The organism is Allobosea sp. FBZP-16, from assembly GCF_002831785.1.
GTDB lineage: Bacteria > Pseudomonadota > Alphaproteobacteria > Rhizobiales > Beijerinckiaceae > Allobosea > Allobosea lupini.
The window spans coordinates 160,833-184,535 of sequence record NZ_LNCQ01000055.1; the positions used below are offsets into that span (position 1 = coordinate 160,833).

At 68.6% G+C, this 23,703-nt stretch carries 22 protein-coding genes; 14 read left to right on the forward strand and 8 right to left on the reverse strand.

The window, feature by feature from the left end; translation table 11 throughout:
• Positions 1 to 115 precede the first annotated feature (115 nt).
• From flgH to flgF, 4 genes are read right to left on the reverse strand one after another with little or no spacing between them, the layout of a single operon-like run.
• Positions 116 to 856 carry a flagellar basal body L-ring protein FlgH gene (flgH, locus tag CXY91_RS27530; protein WP_091840897.1) on the reverse strand — a complete coding sequence of 247 codons (741 nt, stop codon included), beginning with the start codon at positions 854 to 856 and terminating at the stop codon, positions 116 to 118.
• Positions 857 to 886: 30 nt separating this feature from the next.
• Positions 887 to 1,918, reverse strand: coding sequence for a flagellar basal body P-ring formation chaperone FlgA (gene flgA, locus CXY91_RS27535; RefSeq protein WP_158673613.1), 1,032 nt, complete (start codon positions 1,916 to 1,918; stop codon positions 887 to 889).
• Positions 1,919 to 1,933: 15 nt separating this feature from the next.
• Positions 1,934 to 2,722 (reverse strand): flagellar basal-body rod protein FlgG, encoded by a 789-nt coding sequence (gene flgG / locus CXY91_RS27540; RefSeq protein ID WP_100965120.1) that lies wholly within the window; start codon positions 2,720 to 2,722, stop codon positions 1,934 to 1,936.
• Between the two features lie 19 nt (positions 2,723 to 2,741).
• On the reverse strand, positions 2,742 to 3,485 hold the full coding sequence (flgF, locus tag CXY91_RS27545; protein WP_100965123.1) for a flagellar basal-body rod protein FlgF: 744 nt from the start codon (positions 3,483 to 3,485) through the stop codon (positions 2,742 to 2,744).
• A 289-nt stretch (positions 3,486 to 3,774) separates the two neighbouring features.
• Between flgF and fliL the strand changes: the two genes are divergently transcribed.
• From fliL to CXY91_RS27565, 4 genes are read left to right on the forward strand one after another with little or no spacing between them, the layout of a single operon-like run.
• A complete protein-coding gene (fliL, locus tag CXY91_RS27550; protein WP_100965125.1) occupies positions 3,775 to 4,290 on the forward strand; it encodes a flagellar basal body-associated protein FliL in 516 nt (171 codons plus the stop codon).
• 30 nt (positions 4,291 to 4,320) lie between these two features.
• On the forward strand, positions 4,321 to 5,442 hold the full coding sequence (gene fliM, locus CXY91_RS27555; RefSeq protein ID WP_091840886.1) for a flagellar motor switch protein FliM: 1,122 nt from the start codon (positions 4,321 to 4,323) through the stop codon (positions 5,440 to 5,442).
• Positions 5,443 to 5,458: 16 nt separating this feature from the next.
• Positions 5,459 to 5,905, forward strand: coding sequence for a DUF6468 domain-containing protein (locus CXY91_RS27560; protein WP_091840884.1), 447 nt, complete (start codon positions 5,459 to 5,461; stop codon positions 5,903 to 5,905).
• Positions 5,902 to 6,699, forward strand: a complete 798-nt coding sequence (locus CXY91_RS27565; protein ID WP_248307662.1) for a MotE family protein — start codon at positions 5,902 to 5,904, stop codon at positions 6,697 to 6,699. Before CXY91_RS27560 ends, CXY91_RS27565 begins: the two co-directional genes overlap by 4 nt.
• A gap of 9 nt (positions 6,700 to 6,708) precedes the next feature.
• Here CXY91_RS27565 and CXY91_RS27570 read toward each other — a convergent pair whose 3' ends face one another.
• Both CXY91_RS27570 and cnbZ read right to left on the reverse strand, forming a co-directional pair.
• Positions 6,709 to 7,674, reverse strand: coding sequence for a Bug family tripartite tricarboxylate transporter substrate binding protein (locus CXY91_RS27570; protein WP_100965127.1), 966 nt, complete (start codon positions 7,672 to 7,674; stop codon positions 6,709 to 6,711).
• A gap of 58 nt (positions 7,675 to 7,732) precedes the next feature.
• Positions 7,733 to 8,494 (reverse strand): 2-amino-5-chloromuconate deaminase CnbZ, encoded by a 762-nt coding sequence (cnbZ, locus tag CXY91_RS27575; protein WP_100965129.1) that lies wholly within the window; start codon positions 8,492 to 8,494, stop codon positions 7,733 to 7,735.
• A 141-nt stretch (positions 8,495 to 8,635) separates the two neighbouring features.
• On the opposite strand from cnbZ, the gene CXY91_RS27580 reads away from it, so the two are divergent.
• Both CXY91_RS27580 and CXY91_RS27585 read left to right on the forward strand, forming a co-directional pair.
• Complete coding sequence (locus CXY91_RS27580) at positions 8,636 to 9,580, forward strand: LysR family transcriptional regulator (protein WP_100965131.1); 945 nt, start codon at positions 8,636 to 8,638, stop codon at positions 9,578 to 9,580.
• A gap of 88 nt (positions 9,581 to 9,668) precedes the next feature.
• A complete protein-coding gene (locus CXY91_RS27585; protein WP_100965143.1) occupies positions 9,669 to 13,070 on the forward strand; it encodes a tetratricopeptide repeat protein in 3,402 nt (1,133 codons plus the stop codon).
• A gap of 9 nt (positions 13,071 to 13,079) precedes the next feature.
• On the opposite strand, the gene fliP is transcribed toward CXY91_RS27585, so the two are convergent.
• The gene (fliP, locus tag CXY91_RS27590) at positions 13,080 to 13,838 is read right to left on the reverse strand and encodes a flagellar type III secretion system pore protein FliP (protein ID WP_248307663.1); all 759 of its coding nucleotides are present in this window, start codon (positions 13,836 to 13,838) and stop codon (positions 13,080 to 13,082) included.
• 116 nt (positions 13,839 to 13,954) lie between these two features.
• A complete protein-coding gene (locus tag CXY91_RS27595; protein ID WP_100965147.1) occupies positions 13,955 to 15,349 on the reverse strand; it encodes a flagellar biosynthetic protein FliO in 1,395 nt (464 codons plus the stop codon).
• A gap of 219 nt (positions 15,350 to 15,568) precedes the next feature.
• On the opposite strand from CXY91_RS27595, the gene flgB reads away from it, so the two are divergent.
• The 8 genes from flgB to CXY91_RS27635 form a co-directional block, all read left to right on the forward strand.
• The gene (gene flgB / locus CXY91_RS27600) at positions 15,569 to 15,955 is read left to right on the forward strand and encodes a flagellar basal body rod protein FlgB (protein ID WP_091840864.1); all 387 of its coding nucleotides are present in this window, start codon (positions 15,569 to 15,571) and stop codon (positions 15,953 to 15,955) included.
• An 11-nt stretch (positions 15,956 to 15,966) separates the two neighbouring features.
• The gene (flgC, locus tag CXY91_RS27605; RefSeq protein ID WP_091840862.1) at positions 15,967 to 16,377 is read left to right on the forward strand and encodes a flagellar basal body rod protein FlgC; all 411 of its coding nucleotides are present in this window, start codon (positions 15,967 to 15,969) and stop codon (positions 16,375 to 16,377) included.
• A 79-nt stretch (positions 16,378 to 16,456) separates the two neighbouring features.
• The gene (gene fliE / locus CXY91_RS27610) at positions 16,457 to 16,789 is read left to right on the forward strand and encodes a flagellar hook-basal body complex protein FliE (RefSeq protein ID WP_100965149.1); all 333 of its coding nucleotides are present in this window, start codon (positions 16,457 to 16,459) and stop codon (positions 16,787 to 16,789) included.
• Between the two features lie 40 nt (positions 16,790 to 16,829).
• Positions 16,830 to 17,096: a flagellar biosynthesis protein FliQ gene (gene fliQ / locus CXY91_RS27615; protein ID WP_091840857.1), complete on the forward strand. Its 267-nt coding sequence runs from the start codon at positions 16,830 to 16,832 to the stop codon at positions 17,094 to 17,096.
• A 77-nt stretch (positions 17,097 to 17,173) separates the two neighbouring features.
• Positions 17,174 to 17,932 (forward strand): flagellar biosynthetic protein FliR, encoded by a 759-nt coding sequence (gene fliR, locus CXY91_RS27620; protein ID WP_091840855.1) that lies wholly within the window; start codon positions 17,174 to 17,176, stop codon positions 17,930 to 17,932.
• A 12-nt stretch (positions 17,933 to 17,944) separates the two neighbouring features.
• On the forward strand, positions 17,945 to 19,012 hold the full coding sequence (gene flhB, locus CXY91_RS27625; protein WP_100965151.1) for a flagellar biosynthesis protein FlhB: 1,068 nt from the start codon (positions 17,945 to 17,947) through the stop codon (positions 19,010 to 19,012).
• Between the two features lie 84 nt (positions 19,013 to 19,096).
• Positions 19,097 to 21,601, forward strand: coding sequence for a cell cycle histidine kinase CckA (cckA, locus tag CXY91_RS27630; protein WP_100965153.1), 2,505 nt, complete (start codon positions 19,097 to 19,099; stop codon positions 21,599 to 21,601).
• Between the two features lie 97 nt (positions 21,602 to 21,698).
• Positions 21,699 to 23,703 (forward strand): caspase family protein (locus tag CXY91_RS27635; RefSeq protein WP_100965155.1); only part of this gene is annotated, 2,005 nt, incomplete at its 3' end.

Here is a 23,703-nt window from a genome sequence, read left to right on the forward strand (position 1 = left end):
TTGGGGAGCGTGGCGGGCGGCCGGGAGGAATGGCGGCTCGGGAGAGACCGCCGGGCCGGCGCGAAGGCATGGAACGTGGGGAGCGTTGCCGTCGCGCCGGAAACTCGGGATCGGTTCAGAAGGGCAGCAGGATATCCATCACCTGCTGGCCGTAGCGCGGCTGCTGCACATCGGTGATCTGGCCGCGGCCGCCATAGGCGATGCGGGCCTGGGCGATCTTGGCCGAATCGATCGTGTTGTCGGATTCGATGTCCTCCGGACGGATCACGCCGGCGACGATCAGTTCGCGCACCTCGAAATTGACCCTGATCTCCTGCTTGCCCTCGATGACGAGGTTGCCGTTCGGCAGCGTCTGGGTGACGACGGCAGCGACATTGGTGGCGAGCTGCTCGGCCCGGCGCACTGAGCCAGAGCCCTCGCTGGAAGAATCCGAGTCGAGTTTCAGGAACGAGCTGGGATCGGCATTCTTCTTCCACTTGCTCTCAGCCCCGAAGAAATTCTCGGCACCGAGATCCTCGCCGTTCTTGCGGCTGCGCTTGGTGGTGTTGTCGAGCTGGGCCCGATCGGTGACCTTGACCTTGACGGTGACGAGGTCGCCGACGAGCCGGGCGCGCTGGTCCTTGAAGAAGGCACGCGAGCCGGTGCGCCAGAGCGAGTTCGGCGCGTAGGAGGCGTGCTCCACCGCCGGCATCGGCATCTGCACCGGCTTGTAGCCCTTCGTTGCGGTCGGGTCCTCGATCGGCGACAGCGCCGGCGCCTGGCCGACATTGGCGAGCCGGTCGACGGCGCCGCAGGCGCCCAGCATCAGGCTGAGGCCAAGCACGGCTGGGAGGGCGAGAGGGCTGGTCGAGGTCATGGCAACGGTCCGCAACTTGAGCAATGGGGATCAGCGAGCGGCGGCGATCTGGCCGCCGCCATGCGGGCTGACATTGACGCGCCCGGGACCGGTGACGGTTCCCTGCAGCACGCGCTTCGACTGGATGTTGGTGATCGCGATGGTGTCGCCGACCGCGCCGGCTTCGCTGGCGCGCCCGCGCATGCTGATCACGATGCCGCGCGCCTCGTAGAGGATGGTGACGATGTCGCCGCGCCCGACGACCTCCTCGCGCTGGACGTCGCCGCTGCGCAGCACCGAGCCGGCCATCAGGGTCCGCTTGGCGACCTTGCCGACCGCCGCCTTCATCTCGCCGAGCACGTCGTTGAACTGCGCATCGCGCGGCCGGCGCTCGACCGTGACGTCGGTGGGCTTGAGCGTCTCGCCGCGGGCGATGGTGCGCAGCGGCACGACCACTTCGGCCGTCTCGACCAGCTGGCCCGACACACGCACCGGCTTCAGCCTGGTCGCGGCGCTTCCCGGCATGGTCAGCCGGCCGGTGACGCGGCGGGTGCGCGCATCGTAGTTCAGGTCGAGGGCGGCGAGGTCTCCGGTCAGTTCCGGCTCGACCACGACTGACGGCGCGCCACCGTCGAGCAGCAGCGCGAAGGCACGCCCGTCGAAGCCGAAACGCTCGAGCAGGGCCGATTTCACCGCGGCCTCGACATCGAGCCCGGTGATCCGGCGCGCCGCGCGGGTCACGACCACCTGGGCGACGCCCTGGCTGTCGAGATCCTGGGCATCGCGCAGGAGCCCGTGCTTCACCGCGGCGTCGACGATGCGGGCGACCTGGATGGTGCCGGTGTCGCCGAGCGCAGGCGCCCGGAAGGCCGGCAGGGCCGCATTCTGCGGCGACAGTCCGGCGATAATGTCGCCGAAGCCGACGATGTCGCGCGACAGCGTGAGATCGGCCTTCAGCCTAAGCTTGGCGGCTGCAGCGGGCGCTGCCGTGGGTGCGCGCTCCTCGACCGGAGCCGGAGCCTGGGCTAGCGCCATGGCGGGAAACGCCGTCAGGGTCGCGACGATGAAAGCGGAGCGGATCATCTGGCTCATCCTCCGTCAGCGCATGATCTGGGTGGTGGACTGCATCATCTGGTCGGCGGCCGAGATGACCTTCGAGTTCATCTCGTAGGCACGCTGGGCCGCGATCAGCGAGGAGAGCTCGGTGACCGCCTGGACGTTGCCTTCTTCCAGATAGTTCTGCTGCAGCGTGCCGAAGCCTTCCTCGCCGCCGAGCCCGTCGATCGCCGGGCCAGAGCCGGCCGTCTCGACGAACAGGTTGTCGCCGATCGATTCGAGGCCGACCTTGTTGATGAAACGCGAGAGCTGAATCTGGCCGAGCTGCTGCGGCGCCGTCTGGCCGGGCAGGTTCACCTCGACGGTGCCCTGCGCGTTGATCGAGACGCCGGTCGCGTTGTTCGGGACGGTGATGCCCGGCTGGACGAGATAGCCGTCGCGGGTGACCAGCCGGCCCTGGCTGTCGAGATCGAACGAGCCGTCGCGCGAATAGGCGGTGCGCCCGTCCGGCATCTGGATGCGGAAGAAGCCCTCGCCGCGGATGGCGACGTCGTATTCCTTCTCCGTCGGGGACAGGTTGCCCTGGCTCATCACCCGCCCGGTCGAGGCGGTCTTGACGCCGGAACCGACGAAGGTGCCGGCCGGAACCTGCGTATTCTGGTCCGAGGTCTGCGTACCGGCGCGGCGGACGTGCTCGTAGAGCAGGTCCTGGAAATGGATGCGCTGGCGCTTGTAGCCGGTGGTGCGGACGTTCGCGATGTTGTTGGAGATGACCTGGACGTTGAGTTCCTGGGCCATCATGCCGGTGGCGGCGGTGTAGAGTGCGCGCATGGATCAGGCTCCTTCCGCGTCAGGCTTGCTGATCGGCCAGGCGCGAAATCGCCTTGGCGCGTAGTTCGTCGGTCTTGCCCATCATCGCCGACAGCGTCTGATAGGCCCGCTGGACCTCGACCAGCCGGGTCATCTCGACCACGGCCTTGACGTTCGAGCGCTCGATCGCTCCGGTCTCGAGCCGCGCCTGCGGCCCGGCGGGCTGGGCGGCAGCGGTCGAGGAGAACAGGTTGGCGCCGTCGCTGGCCAGCGCCCGGGGATTGTCGAAGCGCACAATCCGGAGCTTGCCGCGCTGGCCCTGGTCGGAGGTGACGGTGCCGTCGGTGGCGATACGGGCATTGCTCTCGGTCGAGCCGAACACGATCGGCCCGCCATCGCCCATGACCGGCTGGCCGGCCTGGGTCACGAGCTGGCCGCGGCCGTTGATCTCGAGCGATCCGGCACGGGTGTATCGCTCGCCCTGCGCGGTCTGGACGACGAGGTAGTTGTCGCCCTGCAGGGCGACGTCGAGCGGGTTGCCGGTGCGCTCGATCATGCCGCCGGACAGGTCGATCGGCGTGCCCTTGTCGATGACATAGGAGAGCCGCCGATCCATGGTCGGAAAGGTGTCGGCCCGCGCCGTCGGCGAGATATACTCGGCAAAACGGGCGGAACGGGCCTTGAAGCCGTTCGTGCCGACATTGGCGACGTTGTTGGCGATGACGTCGAGCTCGCGCGCCAGAGCCATCTGGCGCGACAGGCTGACGAGAAGCGCGTTTTCCACGGCTCCTGCTCCCGATCTGTCCCGTGGCCGCCCCGACGCTCCCCAGCGCGGTGGCCACGGCAAACAGGTGGCAAGCGACGTGCCAACATGGTTAATCCGGACAAATTATTGATATCATTGAAGATAGATTGAAAGCGAGCCTTCACCACCGCTGGACGGAAACCGCCCGCGCGGCAGAAACGACCCGGCAAGAATTGCCGCCCTTAACGGGCCGTTAACCGTGATCGGGCGAAGGTTAACGCCAGAGAGACGGGCCGGGGCGGCGCCCGTCCCGAGTGGGCGGGCCGAGATGGCGAAGAAGGCGAAAAAGGACGAGGAAGCCGCTGAGGGCGGCGCCGAAGTGGCGCCGAAGTCCGGCAAGAAGAAGCTCGTCATCATCGGCGGCGCCCTGGCGCTCGTCGCCGCGCTCGGCGGCGGTGGCTGGTTCTTCTTCCTCCAGAAGAAGCCGGCCGACGACGTGACCGCCGAGCAGGCTGCCGCGGCCGCCAAGAAGCTGATCACCTTCGTCGAGATGAAGGACATGATGATCGGCATCAGCGCCGGCCCGCAGCAGGACCGCCAGCCGATCGTCAGGATCAAGGTCGCGCTCGAGATCGCCGATCCCAAGACCGCGGACCAGGTCAAGCCGCTGCTGCCGCGCGTCGAGGACGCCTTCCAGGTCTTCATGCGCGAATTGCGCCCCTCCGACCTCGACGGCTCGGCCGGCATGTACCGCCTGAAGGAAGAGCTGCTGCGCCGGGTCAACGTCACCGTCTACCCGGCCAAGGTCGACGCCGTCCTCTTCAAGGAATTGCTGCTGCAATAGCGGCAGCCCGATCGCGCAAAGCAGACCGCCATGGCCAACGACGATCTCGAAGACAAGGACAAGGTTCCGCTGACGCCGGAAGGCATGGCGGCCGAGTGGGCCACCATGTCCGACATCATCGAGGACGATGGCAGCGAGGCAGAGGCCAATATCGATCGCCTGATGAATCAGGAAGAGATCGATACCATGCTCGGCTTCTCCATCGGAGATGACGGCAAGGGCGGCCGCAACGGCATCCAGGCGATCGTCGATTCGGGCTCGGTCACCTATGAACGCCTGCCGATGCTCGAGATCATCTTCGAGCGTCTGGTCCGCCTGCTTTCCACCAGCCTGCGCAACCTGTTCAGCGACAATGTCGAGGTGACGCTGGAAGGCATCCGCTCGGTACGTTTCGGCGACTACATCAACTCGATCTCGCTGCCGGCGATGCTGGCGGTGTTCAAGGCCGAGGAATGGGACAATTTCGGCCTCGTCACCATCGAGTCCGCCCTCACCTATTCGGTGCTCGACACCATGCTCGGCGGCAAGCGCGGCCAGGCGGCGGCACGCGTCGACGGACGCCCCTTCACCTCGATCGAGATGAGCCTGCTGCGCCGCGTGATCGGCGTCGTGCTCAGCGATGCCGAGGCCGCCTTCCGACCGCTATCGCCGGTGAACTTCCGAATCGACCGGATCGAGTCCAATCCGCGCTTCGTTTCGATCTCGCGCCCGGCCAATGCCGCGATCCGCGTCGAACTGCGCTTCGACATGGAAGGACGCGGCGGCTCGCTCCATCTGCTCCTGCCCTACGCCACCATCGAACCGATCCGTGAGCTGCTCCTCGAGAGCTTCATGGGTGAGAAGCTCGGGCGCGACCCGATCTGGGAAAACCACCTGGCCACCGAGGTCTGGCAGGCGGACGTCGCCGTGAAATGCGTCCTCCACGAATGCACCATGCCTCTGAAGCGGGTGATGAAGCTCGAAATCGGCGACACGCTGATGTTCGACGCCCGTCCCGATTCGGTCGCTTCGCTGCGCTGCGGCGAGTTCATCGTCAGCGAGGGCCGGATCGGCCGCGTCGACGACAAGATCGCCGTCCAGGTCGTCAGCCCGCTGCGGCGCTCCAAGACGACCATGGCCGCCTTCGACACCAGCCATCTCAGCCCGACCTGATCAGGGAGACCAGCCCATGACCATCACCCTGATCGCCGATGCCCTGGTCGCCTGCCTGCTGGTCGCCACCATCGTCACCTGCTTTGTGCTCTCCAAGCGCATCGAGCGGCTGAAGGCCGATGAGAGCGCGATGCGCCAGACCATCGGCGCCCTGATCTCCGCCACCGACACGGCCGAGCGCGCCATCGCCGGCCTGAAGCTGACGCTGGGCGATTGCGATCGCACCCTCGCCGAGCGACTGCAGACCGCCGAGCGCTATGCCGCCGACCTCGCCCAGCAGATCGAGGCCGGCCAGACCGTGATGGAGCGCATCGGCCAGATCGTCAGCGCCGCGACCATGGTCGCGCCCAAGGCCGAGCCCGTCGCGGAAAAGCCCGCCCTCTCCCGCATGGCCAGCACCGCCGACGCCGCCGCCGCGATCCGCGCCCGCGCCGCCCGCAGGCTCGAGGGCCAGGCTGCGTGATCCAGACGCCCCGCCTCATTCCGGCCGTCATCCTCGGCGCCATGGGCCTCCTGGCGCTGAAGCTGCTCGCCTGGTCGGGGGAGCCCTATCCGGGGAAGGTGCCCGCCAGCGCCCCGGTGTTCACCGCGAAGCCGGAGAAGGAGGCCGGGGGCCTCGCCAAGATCATCGCCAAGGCCCATCAGCCCGACCTGTTGATGGACCCCGAGACCACCGGCACGATCGACCCGCCGAAACCGAAGGCCTTGCCCGAGGAACAGGCCAAGCGCGACGCCAATCCCAGCAACAAGGCGGGGCTGATGAACGGCACCGCCCAGCCGGTCTCGCCGGCCGAGAAAGCCCTGCTCGAACGCCTCGGCCAGCGCCGCGACGAAATCGAGGCGCGCATGCGCGAGCTCGACATGCGCGAGAAATTGCTCGATACGGCCGAAAAGAAGCTCGGCGGCCGGGTTGATGACCTCAAGGCGCTGGAAGAGAAGGTCGAAGGCCCGCGCAAGCAGGAGAGCGAGGCCAATCAGGCGGTCAAGAACCTGGTGATCATGTACGAGACGATGAAGCCGAAGGACGCCGCCCGCGTCTTCGACCGGCTGGCGCTCGACATCCTGGTTCCCGTCGTCCAGCAGATGAGCCCGCGCAAGATGTCGGACGTGCTCGCGGCCATGTCGCCGGAAGCAGCCGAGCGCCTTACCGTCGCTCTCTCGGTGCGCGGCCGCCCTGCTGTCGCCACCGAGCGCGCTCCGGCCCCGACGCCGGCCGGCAACGAGTTGCCGGCGATCGAGCCTGCACCGAAGCGCTGACCCCGCCCGTCACTGCTGGACGGTGATGCCGCTCTCCTTGATGATCGTCGCATAGGTCGCAACGTAGCGGTCGATCACCTTTTCGAACTCGGCGCCTGGCCGTGCCAGCACCGTGAAGCCCAAGCCTTGCAGGCGCTCACGCACATCAGGGCGCGCCAGGGCCGTGAGCCAGGCGCGCTCGAGCGCCTCGCGGGCAGCCGCCGGCGCGTCGCGGCGGACCATGATGCCGAACCAGCTGTCCGACAGCAGGCCCGGCAGGCCGAGCTCGGCGAAGGTCGGGATATCAGGCAATTCCCTCACCCGCTGCTCGGAGGTGACCGCGAGCGCGACGAGCTTGCCCTCCGCGATCGGCTGCACGACATCGGGCAGGTTGCTGAGCGCGAAATCGATCCGGCCGGCGTAGAGGTCGACGAAGAGCTGCGAAGTCCCGTTATAGGGCGCGTGCACCGCCTTGCCGCCGACGAGCCGCAGGACATGCTCGGCACCCAGATGCGGCGAGGTGCCGATCCCCGGCGAGCCATAGGTCATCGATCCCCCACCGTCGCGCAGATGCTTCACGAAGCCGGCCCAGTCCACCTTCAGCGCCGGCGCGACCGTCAGCACATGCGGCACCACCGTCGCCTGCACCACCGGGACGAAGGCGCGCTGCCAATCCGCGGTTCGTGTCCGCAGCGTGATGTTCGCCGCGAAACTGTTGGCGATCATCAGCATGGTGTGCCCGTCGGGCGGCGATTTCAGCGTCTCGGCGCCGGCGATGACCGTCGCCGCTCCCGCGATGTTCTCGACCACGACGCTCTGGCCGAGCGTGTCCTTGAGGCTCTCCTGCGCCAGCCGCGCCACCGGATCCATCGAAGTGCCCGGCGTGAACGGCAGGATGAGACGCACCGGCCGTTCCGGCTTCCAGACAGACTGTGCGTTTGCCAGCGTCGGCAGGGTCAATCCCGCCAGGAGAAGCGCACGTCGATCGAGCAACATCGGGACCGTCTCCACTTAACCGTTCGATTTCTGGCAACGCATCACATCGCTGGCGCGATCAGGCAGACGCCTCGATCACGATCTCCCGCGGCAGGCCGCGCACATCCATCTCGTAGTCGAGCACCGCTACCGGCGGCCGCGAGAAGTGCCAGGTGACGGCGCGGCCCAGGCTGGTAATGGGCAGGAGGACATCCGCCAGCAGCGGATGGATGTCGCGGATCGTGTAGATGTTCGCGACCGTGGCATCCCGCCAATCGTGGCCGATCCCGGCGAGGCGACGCTCCATCTCGCCCATCACCCATTGCGCCTTGGCCCGCACGCCCTCGGGCGAGGCGTCACCCGGCCGGATCGTACCCTGGGCGTAGCTCGCGCCGCCTTCGGGCGCCTCGCCGCTGCCCGCCACCACGAAGCTCGCCTTCGCCGCGGCATCCGGAACGGTATAGCTGAAGGCATGCAGCGAGACGGTCTCCGGCTTGCCGATCTCGGGGCAGATATTGGTGCGGGCGACGGGGTTCACCTGCCCCTGGAGGATGCCCCATCGATCGAGCCGCGACGCATAGAGCCGGTTGAAGGCGTCGAAGCCGCCTTCCGAGAAGGGCTCCGGCGAGCGCAGCTCGCAGGCGCAGAGCGCCGTGAGCGGCCGGTCGATCCGCTCAAGATGCGCCTCGATCAGCGCAAGGCCCTTGTCCAGCGCAACCGGGCTCGCCAGCTGCGCCCGCTCGATCCGGAAGCCCGGCTCGGCCGCGACCCCGCCGGAATACTGGTAGACGGCCGGGATGAACCTGTAGCTGCCGTCCTGGCTGGTGCGGGTGGAGTACATCGGGTCGGTTCCTTGCCTGGTTTTCCTAGTCGTAGAGGGCCGGCCGGCGGCTCAGCCAGTGCGGTTTCGCGGAGAGTTCGTTGCCGATCCGGCAACGCTCATCTACGGTCCAGACCCTCGCATCGACCGCGGCCGGTTGCCATGTCGCTCACCCGCTATCGCTATTTCGCGCTCGTGGCCGATCACGGTTCGGTCCGCGAGGCGGCCGATGCGCTGAGCGTCGCGCCCTCGGCGATCAGCCGCCAGATCGCCAGCCTCGAGGAGGAGTACGGCACGGCCCTGTTCGAGCGCAGGGCCCGCGGCATGCGGCTGACCACCGCGGGAGCGGCCGTACTGGAGACGGCCCGTACCATCCTCGACAGCGTCCAGACCGCGCGCGCCGCGGTCGACGAGCTCCAGGGCATGAAGCGTGGGCATGTCCGCGTCTGGACGGTCGAGGGCGCGATGGACGATTTCGTCTATCCCGCGCTTGCCGAATTCTCGGCCGCCCATCCATCGGTGAGCTTCGACATCATGGTGGCGAGTTCCGACCAGCTGGTGCAGCGCCTGCTCGACGACGAGGCCGAGGTGATCGTCGCGTTCAATCCGATCCTGCATCGCAGCGTGCTCTCGCTCGCCGAGATCGCCGACGCACTGGTCCTTGCCGCCCATCCCGGCGATGCCGTCGCTGGGCGGCACTCGGTCAGGATCGCGGAGATCGGCGAGATGCGCCTTGCCCTGCACGACCGGACCTTCGGCCTGCGCCGCCTCGTCGACGACATGGTCGCGGCCAGCGGCGTCGCGCTCAAGCCGGCGCTGGTCACCAACTCGATCCAGTCGCTGCGCTCCTTCGCGCGAGCTGGCCTCGGCGTCAGCGTCCTGACCCGCTGCGCGACGCGGCGCGACGTCGTCGAAGGACGCCTGGTCGCCGTTCCGCTCCAGGGTCGCAATCTGCGCAAGGCCTGCCTCAAGATCTGCGTGCGCAACGGCCGAACCCTCTCGCCGGCAGCACGAGCCCTGTCGCGGCACCTGGCGCGCAGCGCGCGGACCTACTCGATAGGTCATATCAAGGGAGCGGCACCCTCTTCAGACACGGCCCTCCCTTAACCCCCCGTTATCCTTGACGGGCTAGCCTCCGCGCAGGTTGGAGCAGCCTGTCGCCGCTCTTCCTATCGCGTCGGGTTGAGTAGCGGTCGTGCGTATCCTGCGGTCCCTGAGCTTCGGCATAGGCCTGGCGGCTTTGAGCCTCGCTGCCGGCTTTGCCGCGCCGGCAACGGCTGCCACCGCGACCTTGCGGGGCGAAGCCATGCGCGCCGGCTTCGGCCGCATCGCCTTCACCTTCGACGAGCCGGTGACCACACGGGTCCGTACCGCCAACGGCGTCGTCGTGATCGGCTTCAGCCAGCCGGTGAAACTCGATCCGAGCCGGCTCGCCGGCGAGCTGCCGGCCTATGTCTCCGTGATCAGGATCGACCCCGACGGGCGCGGCCTGCGCCTGGCGCTCGCCCGCCCCTATCGCGCCAATCTGCTCGAAGCCGGCGACAAGGCCTTTGTCGATCTGCTGCCCGAGAACTGGACCGGCCAGTTGCCCGGTCTGCCGCCCGAGGTCCTGGCCGAGCTCACCCAGCGCCTGCGCCTGGCCGAGGCGCGCGCGCGCGAGATCGCCCGCATGCCGGTTCCGGCGCCGAAGCCGCTCGGCTTCCGCACCGCCCGCCTGCCGACGCTCGACCGGCTGATGTTCTCGGCGCCGCCCGAAGCCATGCTCACCTCCGGCCTCGATGACGGCAAGCTGACGCTGAGTTTCGACCAGGCGCTGGCGGTGACGCCGTCGGAGATCCGCAGCCTGCTCCCGGCCGACTTCACGCTGGAGAAGGCGACGATCGCGGACGACCGCACGCAACTCGTCTTCAGCGTGCCCAAAGACCGCCAGCTCCGCAGCTTCCGCGACGAGGCCGGCTGGACCGTCGACCTGCCTCACCCCGGCGCCGCCAACCCGCTCTCGCTGGCCGATCTTCAGGCTGCGGCGCCGGCCGAAGCCAAGGCGGCGGACACCAAGGCTCCCGACCAGAAGACCGCGGGGGCGCCGCCGTCTCCCGCTCCGAAAACCGAGACGCCGGCGGCCCAGCCCAAGCCCGCGGTCGCCGTCGCGGCGGGCGGCCCTCCCCGCGATGTCGAGATCGCCTCTGCCGTCGACGGCGATGGCGGTCGCATCGACTTCCGCTTCTCGCGGCCGACAGGCGCCGCCGCCTTCACCGAACCGGGCCGGATCACGCTCGTCTTCGATACGCGCGACACGCTCGATCCCGACAAGCTCAAAGGCGTGCTGCCGGCGCTGATCGAAGGCGTCACCGTCACGCGCGAGGCCAAGGTCACCCTCGTCAGGCTGAAGACGCGCCGCCAGCAGATCGTGCGGCTTTCCGACGACGGCCCGCAATGGTCGCTGAGTTTCGGCGACAAGGCCGGCAAGCCGGCCGGCGCCCTCATGCCCCGCCGCGACGCCGACGAGCGCGGCCAGACCATCGTCGCTGTACCGGTGCCGGGCCTGACCGGGGTGCACTGGCTGGAGAACAGCGAAGGCGGCCCCAGTCTCGCCGTCGCGACTGCGCTCGGGCCGACTCGGGCGGTCGCCAAGCCCTATCGCTTCCTCGAGTTCGGCCTGCCGCAGAGTGCCCATGGTGTCGTCGTCAGCGCTGTCGCGGATGATCTTGCCGTGCGCGCCGACACCGACGAGGTCCGGATCGGCCGGCAGACCGGGCTAATCGTCAGCCTCGACACGGACAAACCGAAAGAGGCGGAGAAGAAGGGCGAACAGGCGCCGGCCCGCCCGCTGCTCGACAGCGAGGCCTGGTCGGCCTTGCACACCCCGGAGATCCGCGACCGCACCGCCGCCATGCTGCGTGACACAGCCGGTGCTTCGCGTGGCCGCAAATCCGAAACCCGCCTGGCACTGGCTCGTTTCCTTGCCGCCAACGGCATGCTGCCGGAGGCCGCCGGCCCCTTGAATGCGCTGCTGACTGACGATGCGTCGATGCGTGGCAATCGCGAAGCGTTGTTCCTGCGCGGCCTGATCGCGACCCGCATGCATCGCAGCGCCGAGGCGCTGAAGGCATTCGACGCGGCGCAGATCCGCGACGAGGCCGAGACCGGGCTCTGGCGCGCGCTCTCGGAACAGAGGCTCGGCCGCAATGCCCAGGCGCTCGCCGGCTTCCGCCGGGCCGAAGGCATCCTCGACCGTTATCCCGCCGACCTCCAGGCCGAGTTCCGCCCGGCGATGGCCCGGGCTGCATTCGCCAGTGGCGAGACCACGGTGGCGGAAAAGCAGATCGGCCGCCTCGCCGACATGCCGGAGGAGCTGGTCAATCCCGAGGAGCTGGCGCTGCTGCGCGCCAGGCTCGACGACGTCAGCGGTCGGCCTGAGGCGGCGATCAACGGCTACAAGCCGCTCTTCGAGGCGAAGACGAGGCCGATCGCAGCGGAGGCGCAGTTGCGCGCCGTCCAGCTCGCCCGCGCCGAGAAACGCGCGGATTTCTCGGCCGACGAAGCCATCGCCCGGCTCGAGACCGTCTCGGCGATCTGGCGGGGCGGCGAGATCGAGATCGAGGCCCTGGCCGAGCTCGGCCGCCTCTATGCCGAGCGACAGCGCTGGCGCGACGCCTTCCAGACGGCGCGGCGCGCCACCGAGGTCTTCCCGGAACATCCGGCGACGCGGCTGCTGCACGACGAGACCGCCCAGCGCTTCGAGGCGCTGTTCAGCGATCCCGATCTGGAGAAGCTGCCGCGGCTCGAAGCCCTGGCGCTGTTCTACGACTTCAAGGACTACCTGCCGATCGGCCGGCGCGGCGACGAGATCACCCGCCTGCTCGCCGACCGGCTGGTCGAGCTCGATCTGCTCGACCAGGCCAGCGAGATCCTGCAATACCAGATGGACCGCCGCCTGACCGGCGCCGCGCGCTCAACCGTCGCGACACGGCTCGCCATGATCCGGCTGATGAACGGCAAGCCGGCGGAGGCGCTGCAGGCGATCGTCTCGACCCGGCTCGCCGAATTGCCGGCCGATGTGAAGCGTGCCCGCCTGCTGCTGGAATCCAAGGCGCTCTCCGACCTGTCGCGCACCGACCAGGCGCTCGATCTGCTCGAAGGTGAGAGCGGCCCCGAGGTCGACCGGCTGGGCGCCGACATCCTCTGGAACGGCCGGCGCTGGCGCGAGGCCGGCGAGGCGCTGGAGCGCATCCTCGGCGAGAGCTGGCGCGGCCAGGCGCCGCTCGGCGACGGCGAGCGCGCCGACGTGATGCGCGCCGCGATCGGCTATGTCATGGCGGACGAGGCGCTCTCGCTCGACCGGCTGCGCACCAAGTTCGCCGCCAAGATGGCGCAGGGCGCCGACGCCAGGCTGTTCGGCTTCGTCACCGGCGCCAGCCGCGCCAGCGCCGCCGATATCCGCGAAGCCGCGCGCGCCGCCGCCGGTTCCGACACGATGAGCGATTTCCTCAAGGAGTACCGCAAGCGCTACCCGGCCTATTCCAGCGCCGTGCGCGAGCGGCGGAAACCGGCTGAGACCGATGCCGCCAATGCCGGGCCAAGGCCGGGGCAGGGCTGAGCGGATGCTTCAGCTGCCGTAACTCTTCACCAGCGAGCCGGCGACCAGTCCCCAGCCGTCGACCAGCACGAAGAAGATCAGCTTGAACGGCAGCGCCACCGTCACCGGCGGCAGCATCATCATGCCGACCGACATCAGGATCGACGCGACCACGAGGTCGATGATCAGGAAGGGCACGAACAGCAGGAAGCCGATCTCGAAGGCGCGCCTGAGCTCCGAGATCATGAAGGCCGGCACCAGCACCTGGATCTGGATGTCTTCCGGGCGCTCCGGCTTCGGCTCGCGCGACATCTCCATGAACAGCGCCAGGTCCTTCTCGCGCACATGCTTCAGCATGAACTCGCGGAACGGCACAATGCCGCGCTCGAACGCCTCTTGCGGCTGCATCTGCCCGGCGATCAGCGGCGCTCCGGCGACGCGATAGGCCTCCTTCAGGGTCGGCGCCATCACGAAGCCGGTCAGGAACAGCGAGAGCCCGATGATCACCGCATTGGGCGGTGCGGTCTGGGTGCCGAGCGCCGAGCGCAGCAGCGACAGCACCACGGCGATGCGGGTGAACGAGGTCACCATGATCAGGATCGACGGGGCCAGCGACAGCACCGTGATCGCGGCGATCAGCTGCAGCGCCCGCTCGGTGACGCCGCCCTGGCCGAGATCGAGCGACAGCGTCTGGGCCTGCGCTATCGCGGCGACCCCGAGCGCGCCGAGCCCGGCGGCGAACGCCGCCAACCAGCGCAATCTGCGTCCCGTGGGTATCCGCCTGCCCATCATCCGTCCCCGCCCGAATCACGGCGCGGGCAGGAGGAACGCTAGAGCAAGGCTCACTGCCGGGCGAAGAGGGTTTCGGCGGCTATCCCCCGGCGCCTTCGCACCGGGGAACAGGCTCAGCCCTTCGGCTTGGGATCGCGCCCGAGCAGGCGGGCGAATTCGGCCTCGATCGCATCGACCGAGAACGGATCGTCCTCGGGCGGCTTGGCGGCCGCCTTCGGCTCGTCGGCAGGCTTGGCCTCGACAGGCTTCGCGTCGGCAGGCTTTGCATCCGCCGGCTTGGTTTCCGCCGACTTTGCTTCCGTGGACTTGGCTTCCGTCGACTTGGACTCCGCAGGCTTCACCTCGGCCGGCTTGCCTTCGGCAGGCTTCTGCTCGTTCGGCTTGGGCTGGTTCTTGCCCTCCCCTTCGGCCTTGGCGGCATTCTCGACCGCGCCGAGCACGTCGTCGAAGACGGGCGTGAACTTGCCGGGCTTGTCCGCTTCCGAGACCGATACCGGCAGCACCTGCTCCTTCGCCGGCTCGGGCTTTTTCTCGTCCAGCTTCACCGGCGCGGGAGCGGGCGGCTTCGGCGGCGCGAAGACCGGCGGGGCGACCAGCGGCGCCTCGGACGCGGCCGGACGCGCCGGCGCAGGCTTCAGCCCCAGCGCCATTTCGAGCTCGGCTTCCATGTCGAGTGCCGGACGCGCCGGCCCGGGTGTCGGCACCGGAGGCTTGACGGGAGCCTGCTGTACCGGAGGAGCAGGCGGCGGCACGACGGGCTTGGGCGCCGGCGGCGCCTCGGGCTCGGTGCGCGGAGCGGTGGAGCCTGGCCGCACCGCCGAGAATGGACGCTTCAGCGCTTCTTCGAGCTGGCGGGCCATGTCGCCGAGCTCGCTGGCGCTGGCGGAAGGGGCGGGATCGCGCGCCAAAGTCGCGCCGATTCCGCCAGCAGCGCCCGCGGCGACGGCCGGAGGAATCGCGTTTGGCGCCTGGGCCGGCCGCGGCGGCTGCGGTTGAATCGGAGGCTGGACGACTGCGCGCGGCGGAGCCGGGGGCGGCGGTGAGACCGGCCGCGGCGGCGGCACGGGATCGACCGGTACCGCCGGAGCCGTCACCGACGGAGGCGACGCCGGCCGGGTGTCTTCGGCGGGCTGCGGGCGCGATTCGGGCTCGAACGCCAGCGGACGTTCCGCCAGGCCTTCGCTCGGCAGGGGCGCCGCGACGCGTCCGCCGCTCCGCACGATATTGGTCTCGACAACCACGTCGGAGGCGCCGCCGATCATCACGAGGTGCTCGACATTGTCGCGCCGCACCAGGATCAGCTGGCGCTGCCGGTCGAGATCGTAGACGTCGACCACGCCGAGGCGCGGCTGGCGCGTGCGGCCTCCGCCCTGCCCCTTGAACTTCAGCCGACCACCGCTCATGCGCCGCAGGAAGAAGCCGAGCAGCGCGACCAGGAGCAGCACCACGGCGAAGGCGATGATCCAACGCAGGCCGGAGGAAAGTTCGAAGCCAAACAGAGTCTGCAAGGTCTGCCTCATGAAGCGACGCGACAGCCGCCGACCGCTCTTTGTAAGGGCGATCAGGCGGATAGACGGAGCTGGCTATATCATAAGCCCCGCCAGTTCGGGAAACATGGTTAGCGGATGGTTAACCCCATCGTGCAGATCCCTGTGAATTAACCCGGTATTAACCATGCACCCGGCAATAATTTCCCACTTCGGCAGGAGCCGACGGGAGATTGCGGCATGGCGAACAACGGCCTTGGCCTGATGGGGGCGCTGAAGACGCGGATGCACTGGCACCAGGCGCGCCAGAAGCTGCTTGCCGAAAACGTCTCCAATGCCGATACGCCGCGCTTCAAGCCGCATGACCTGCGTGCCCCGTCCCCGGCCGGCAATGGCGGCGTGACGCTGGCGCAGACCTCGCCGCAGCATCTGGGCCTTTCCGGCCAGAACGGCGGCTTCGACCCGCGCGATCCCAAGCGCTTCGAGACCACGCCGAGCGGCAACAGCGTCAATCTCGAGGACGAGATGATGAAGGTCGCGCAGAACCAGTCCGACTATCAGCTCGCCGCCTCGCTCTACAGCAAGAGCCTCGGGCTGATGAAGATCGCGATCGGCAAAGGCCGGTAAGGAGCCTCATCATGGACCTGCTCAAGAGTCTCGCCGTCGCCGCTTCCGGCCTGAAGGGCCAGGCCGGCCGCATGCGCGTCATCGCCGAGAACCTTGCCAACGCCGATTCGTCGCCGGAGCGCGCCGGCACCGACCCTTACCGGCGCAAGATCGTGACCTTCCAGGGCAAGCTCGACCGCGAGCTCGAAGCCCAGGTCGTCGAGCTCGGCCGCGTCAGCCGCGACCGCAGCGACTTCCGCAGCAAGTACGACCCCGGTCACCCCGCGGCCGACGCCAGCGGCCAGGTCAAGCTGCCCAACGTCAACTCGCTGATCGAGACGATGGACATGCGCGAAGCCCAGCGCAGCTACGAGGCCAACCTCAACGTCATCTCGTCCACGCGCCGGATGATCCAGCGCACCATCGACATCCTGCGCGCCTGACGCGCCAGCGCGCTTTCCGTTCGGCTGAAGGCAGCCGAACGACAGGAATTCGCGCCAATCACTCAGCGGAGCCAAACCGATGACCACTTCGAGCTTTGCCGCCGGCGCCTATGCCTCGATGCAGGGAATGGGCACGAGCGCCCTGTTGAAGAAGCCGGCCTCGGTCGGCGGCCTGGAGGGCGCCGGAGCCGGCCTGCCCGATTTCTCCTCGCTGGTCAGCAAGGCGCTGGATTCGACGGCGCAGAGCGCCCGCCAGGCCGATACCCAAGTCGGTAAGGTCGCCGCCGGCCGCTCCGACGTCGTCGACGTCGTCACCGCAGTGGCCGAGAGCGAGGCCGCGATCGAGACGCTGGTGGCCGTACGCGACCGCGTCATCGCCGCCTATGAGGAAATCATGCGGATGCCGGTCTGACGCCGCCATCCCCCGAACGCGAAAAACGGAACGCAAGCTGATGACCTCCGGAGCCATCCTCGACGTCGCCCGCGACGGCATCGTCGTCTTCCTCAAGGCCGGCGCGCCGCTGATGCTGATCGCGCTCGTGGTCGGCCTCGTCGTCTCGCTTATTCAGGCGCTGACCCAGATCCAGGAGCAGACCCTGGTCTACGTCCCCAAGATCATCGCTGTCTTCGCCGCCTTGCTGCTGTTTTTGCCGTTCATGGGCGATGCTCTGGCGGGTTATATGGGCAGGGTCGCCGTCCGAATCGCCACGGGCGAATGAGTCCAGCGCCAGCCAGCGCCTCCTCGTCGTGGAGTCCGGCCGGCGCGCCTTGCTGGCGCGGGAGCCGGGTCCGCCCGATGCAGATCTCCGTCCTGCCCGAGATCAGCGCATTGTTCGTGCTGGTCTTCGCACGCGTCGGCACGCTCGTCATGCTGATGCCGGGGATCGGCGAGCGCCTGATCCTCTCGCGCGGCCGGCTCGCCCTCGCCTTCTTCGTCGCGCTCGTGATCCTGCCGATGGCGCGCGGCACGATCACGATTCCCCAGACCCCGGCGGCCTTGGGCGGGCTCCTGATCAGCGAGATCCTGGTCGGGCTCGTCATCGGCGCCAGCGCGCGCCTGCTGATGGGGGCACTCCAGACCGCAGGTTTCATCATCGCCCAGACGCTCGGCCTCGGCTTTGCCGTCACCGTCGACCCGACCGGCGGCCTGCAGAACCCCTCGCTCGCCAACTTCCTGTCGATGCTCGGGATCACGCTGATCCTGGCCGCCGACCTGCACCATCTGGCCCTCGCCGCCATCCATGAGAGCTATCGCCTGCTGCCGCCCGGCGGCTTCCCCGAAATCGGCGACGTGATGACGCTCGCGGTCAAGGCGATGGCGCAGGGCTTTTCGATCGCGGTGCAGATCTCGGCGCCGTTCATCGTCTTCGGCCTGCTGTTCAATCTCGGCCTCGGTGTGCTGGCGCGGCTGATGCCGCAGCTCCAGGTCTTCTTCCTCGCTGTCCCCGCCTCGATCCTTGGCGGCATGCTGGTGCTGCTCGCCTCGGTCGGGGTGATGATGGGCGTCTTCCTCGACGATCTCGGCGCCTTCCTGCGCCAGTTCATCGGCCTGTAAGGACACAGAGCGATGGCGGGAGACGTCGAGAACGAAGATCGCACAGAAGAACCGACCCAGCGAAAGCTCGACGAAGCCGTCGAGAAGGGCGACGTCGCGAGATCCCAGGAGATCGGCACCTTCTTCGTTCTCTGCGGCTTCACTCTGGCGCTGCTGGTCGCGGCCGGCAGCTCCGCCCGCGACGCCGCGCTCTCGCTGCGCTCTTTCCTGATGAACGCCCATCAGGTCTCGGACGATGCGGGCGCGCTCTTCCACGTGACCAGCAAGGGTGTGATGACGGGCTTTGCCATCATGGCCCTGCCGCTCGGCTTCATCCTCATCGCCGCCTTCGTCGGCGCTCTGATCCAGCACAAGCCGCTCTGGACCACCGAGCCGATGATGCCGAAATTCGATCGGATCTCGCCGATGGCCGGCGCCAAGCGCATCTTCGGCAAGGAGGCCTGGGTCAATTTCGCCAAGGGCCTCGCCAAGATCATGGTGGTCGGCGTCGGCGTCTGGATCGTGCTCTGGGGCGAGCGCGACCGTCTGCAGGGCTTCGCCCAGATGGACGTGCACGCGCTGCTGCCCGCCGTGCTCGTGCTGACGATCAAGCTGATGGCCGGCGTGCTCGCGATCTTCGCCGTCATCGCCATCGGCGACTTCGGCTACCAGCGCTTCACCTGGTACCAGCGCCAGCGCATGACCAAGCAGGAACTGAAGGACGAATACAAGAACACCGAAGGCAATCCGGAGGTGAAGGCAAAGCTCCGGCAGCTGCGTGCCCAGCGCGCGCGCTCCCGCATGATGGCGCAGGTCCCCAAGGCGACGGTGATCATCACCAACCCGACCCACTACGCCATCGCCCTGCAATATGAGAACGGTCAGGGCGCACCGCTCTGCCTCGCCAAGGGCGTCGATGCGATCGCACTCAAGATCCGCGAGGTCGCCGGCGAGCACCGCATCCCGATCGTCGAGAACCCGCCTCTGGCCCGCGCGCTATATGCCACCGTCGACGTCGACGATGAAATTCCTGTCGAACACTACCAGGCGGTGGCCGAAGTGATCGGATACGTCTTGCGCCTGAAGCGTCGGCGCGCCTAACTCGCTGGTCGGGCACATCTCTCTACGCTATGCCCGGCGCCGACCCATCACCGACGGGCGACTGAAGGAAACGGACCCGCTGCAATGAGCGCAAGCACGGCACCGAGCGCGATCGACCGCTCCGACCGGCCCGGCCATGTCGGCATCATTCTTTTGGTTGCGGGCCTCCTGGTCGGCGCCGCCATCGCGCTCGGCTTCATCGCCAATGAATGGGCGCAGCCGCTTATCCTCGGCCTGCTCGCCTTGCTCTCGGTCGTCGGGGTGTTCTGCCTGTTCGCCTTCGCGATCGGGCTGGTCCAGTTCGCCGGGCGCTCGGCCCGCAACGACCTCACCAAAGCGATCGTCGACAGCGCCGAGGACGGCGTCGTCGTCACCGAGGGTGAGAATCGCATCGTCTACGCCAACGAGGCCTATCTCGCCTTCGCCGGCGCTCGCAACGCCAGCGAGATCGCCCCGGTCGAGCGCTTGTTCAAGGGCCGCGCCGAGGTCTCCGAGGCGATCTACCGCCTCGCCACCGCCGCCCGCGCCGGCCGCCGCCTCTCCGAGGAGATCCGGCTCGAACCGGCGCTGAACGAGCGCGGCGCGGTCGGCTGGTACCGGGTGCGCGTCACGCCGATCACCCGCGCCGGCCGCCCGGCCTGCAAATGGAGCGTCGCCGACGTCACGCCGGAGCGCGAGCGCCAGGAAAACGCCTTCCAGGAATTGCAGCACGCGATCGACTATCTCGACCACGCGCCGGCGGGCTTCCTCTCGATCGACGCCGACAGTGAAGTGCCTTACCTCAACGCCACGCTGGCCGGCTGGCTCGACTATGATCTCGCCCGCTTCGGCTCCGGCGGCCTGCAGCTCGACGACATCGCCTCGCCCAACGCCGCAGCATTGATCCAGGCCATTCGCGGCCAGCCCGGCGATGTCCGCATCGAGGTGCTCGATGTCGACCTGCGCCGCCGCAACGGCCAGTCGCTACCGGTCCGGCTGCACCACCAGGTCGCCTTCGGCCAGGACGGGCGCGCCGGCGCCTCGCGCACCCTCGTGCTCAATCGCGCCGCCGGCGAAGCAGGGGCCGACCGCCACACCGATGCCGAAGCGCGCTTCGCCCGCTTCTTCCATGCGACGCCGATGGCGATCGCGACCGTCGACCGCCACGGCGCGATCCTGCGCTCGAACGCGTCCTTCGCCCGCCTGATGCAAGGCCAGAACCAGCCAGCGACCATCCAGGAGCTGGTCAATGGCAACGGCGCCTTCGCTCAGGCCTTCGACGCGGCGCTCGCCGGCAAGGGCGAGATCGCGCCGCTCGACGTGGCGCTCGCCGGCGAGGACGGCCGCTCGGCGAGGCTCTATCTCTCACCGGTTCCGGCGAGCGAGGACGCCGATGGCGAGCGCGCCATCGTCTATGCGCTCGAGACCACCGCCGAGCGCAAGCTCAAGGACAATATGGACCAGGCCGGCAAGATGCAGGCGGTCGGCCAGCTCGCCGGCGGCATCGCGCACGACTTCAACAACGTGCTGCAGGTCATCATCAACGCCTCGGAATTCCTGCTCGCCAGCCACAAGCCGACCGACCCGTCCTTCCCGGACATCATGCAGATCAAGCAGAACGCCTATCGGGCGGCCTCCCTGGTCCGGCAATTGCTCGCCTTCTCGCGTCGCCAGACACTGCGCCCGCAGGTTCTGGCGCTCGGCGACGTGCTCTCCGACCTCTCGCTGATGCTGAAGCGCGTCGTCGCCGACAAGATTTCGCTCGACGTCCGCCAGGGCCGCGATCTCTGGCCGGTCAAGGCCGATCTCGGCCAGCTCGAGCAGGTCGTGGTCAACCTCGCCGTCAACGCGCGCGACGCCATGCCCAATGGCGGCAAGCTCCAGGTCCGCACCCGCAACGTGCCGGCGGCCGAAATCGGCGAGCTCGGCTACGACGCCCTCCCCGCGACTGATTACGTGCTGCTCGAGGTGGAGGATAGCGGCACCGGCATCTCGCCGGAGCATCTGGAGAAGATCTTCGAGCCGTTCTTCACCACCAAGGATGTCGGCAAGGGCACGGGCCTCGGCCTGTCGATGGTCTACGGCATCGTCAAGCAGACCGGCGGCTTCGTCTTCTGCGATTCCGTCGTCGGCCGCGGCACCAATTTCCGCATCTTCCTGCCGCGTTACATCCCGACCGAAGAGGACATCGCCGCCGAGGCCGCAGCCAGGGAAGCCCCGAAGAAGGCCGCTGCCGACCATACCGGCGCGGGGGTCATCCTGCTGGTCGAGGACGAGGACGCGGTGCGCGCGCTCAACGCCCGCATGCTGGTCTCGCGCGGCTACACCGTCCACGAGGCCGCCTCGGGCGTCGAGGCGCTCGACCAGTTCCAGAAGCACGAGGGCAAGATCGACCTCGTCATCTCCGACGTGGTCATGCCCGAGATGGACGGCCCGACCCTGCTCGGCGAACTGCGCAAGCGCAGCCCGACGACCAAGGTCGTCTTCGTTTCCGGCTATGCCGAGGAGGCCTTCCGCAAGAACCTGCCGGAAGGGGAGGATTTCCACTTCCTGCCCAAGCCGTTCACGATGAAGCAGCTCGTCGAGACGGTGAAGGCGGCGATGAGCTGAGCATAGAGACCGTCGCAGCCTCTACCCACAAGGCGGATATTGCACTGACCGCGTCAACAGCTAAAACATGTTCATTACATAAGCTGGACTCGCGGCCGTGCCGACATCCCGACAGATCTCTTTCCGATTTCTGCTGGTCGCGCTGACCTTCCTCTGCGGCCTGGCAGGCGCCGTCGCAGCCGAGACGGGCGAGCGGCGCGTCGCGCTGGTCATCGGCAATTCGGCCTATCGCACCGCTCCGGCTTTGCCCAACCCCGGCAACGATGCGCAGGATGTGGCGGCGGCGCTCAGGGCTGTCGGCTTCGAGGTCATCGAAGGGCGCGATCTCGACCGTCGCGGCATGGGCGAGGCCCTCGGCCGCTTTGCCCGCGCCGCCGATGGCGCCGACGCCGCCCTGTTCTTCTATGCCGGCCATGGCCTGCAGTTTCGCGGCGAGAACTTCCTGCTGCCGGTCGACAGCGCGCCGAGCGACGAATTCTCCATCCCCTACGAAACGACCCGGGTCGCCGATGTCATCGATGCGCTGCAGAACGCCAAGGGCGTGCGCCTGCTCATCCTCGACGCGTGCCGCAACAACCCGCTGGCCGACCGGATCACCAGCTCGGGCCGCTCGCGGGATTCGTTGATCGGCCGTGGCCTTGCCCGCATCGCCCAGAACCGGGGCATGGTCGTCGCATACGCGACGCAGGCGAACGATGTCGCCGCGGATGGCAAAGGCCGCAACAGCCCCTTCAGCGCCGCGCTCGTCGAGCAGCTGGCCGAGCCGGGGCTGGAGGTGGGCCAGCTCTTCCGGCGCGTCGCCGCCGGCGTGAACCAGCGTACCGGTGGCCGCCAGACGCCGGAACTCTCGATCTCCCTGCTCGGCGACTTCTATTTCAACCGCAGCGAAACCGACCAGCAGGCCTGGGCCAAGCTGCGCGACAGCCAGGACGGCCCGGCACTGCGCGATTTCGTCGCGCGCTTCCCGAAGAGCTATCTGGCCGATGCCGCCCGCGCCCGGATCGAGGCCGTCGAGCGCGCCCAGCGCGAGGAGGCGCTACGCCGGCAGCTCGCGACCTACGAGGAAGAGCGGCGCAAGGCCGCCGCGGCGGCCGAGAGCGCGCGCCAGGCCGAAGCCGCCCGCCTGGCCGCCGCCAGGGCTGAGCAGGACCGGCTGGCTGCGGCCCAGGCCGAGCAGCGCCGCAAGGCCGAGGAGGACGCGGCCAGGCAGCAGGCCGAGCAGCGCCGCAAGCTCGACGAGCGCCTGGCGCAGCTCGAAGCCGACAATCGCAAGGCTCAGGCCGAACTGGCGGCGCGGGCCGACGATCAGGCGCGCCGCGCCCGGGACGACAAGGAGCGCGAGCGTCAGGCTCTCGAACGGGAGCGCCTCTCCCTCGCCCAGACCGAGAAGCTCAAGGCGGCGGAGACCGACGCCAACCGCCAGAAGCAGGACGAGGACCGCCGCATCGCCGAAAGGCTCGCCAAGCTGGAAGAGGAAAACAAGCGCGCTGCCGCCGAACTCGCGGCGAGGCTCAAGGCCGAGCAGGAGATTCGCGAGGCCGGTGAGCGCGAGCGCATCAGGCTCATGGCCGAGCTGGAGGCCGAGCGGCGGCGCGCCACCGAGGAACTGCAGCGTGTCCAGAGCGCGGCTGCGGCGGCTCCGGCGCGCCCTGACGAGGGCCCGCGCCTGGCCGCCTTGCCCAGCGGGGCGCTGGAGCTAGCCAAGGCGCCGGCGGTGATCGACCTGGCCGGCCTGACGCGCACGATCAACCTCGAGCTCGGCCGCGTCGGCTGCTACAGCGGCAAGCCCGACGGCGAATGGACGAGCAAGGCCACCAGCCGCGCCGTCCGCGAGTTCGCGCGTCTCGCCAATCTCGATGTTCCCGGCACCCCGACCACCGACTTCCTCGACATCCTCAAGCGCCAGAGCGGCCGCATCTGCCCGCTGACCTGCACGGCACGGCAGGTCGAGCGCGACGGCGTCTGCGTCGCCAAGAGCTGCCCGCGCGGCGAGCGGCTGGATTCGGACGGCGACTGCGTCGCGCCCAAGCCCAAGCGCGTCGCGCAGGAGCGCTCCGTCCGCCCGGCGGCCGCGCGCCCGCCCGCTCCGGCCCGTGCGCCCG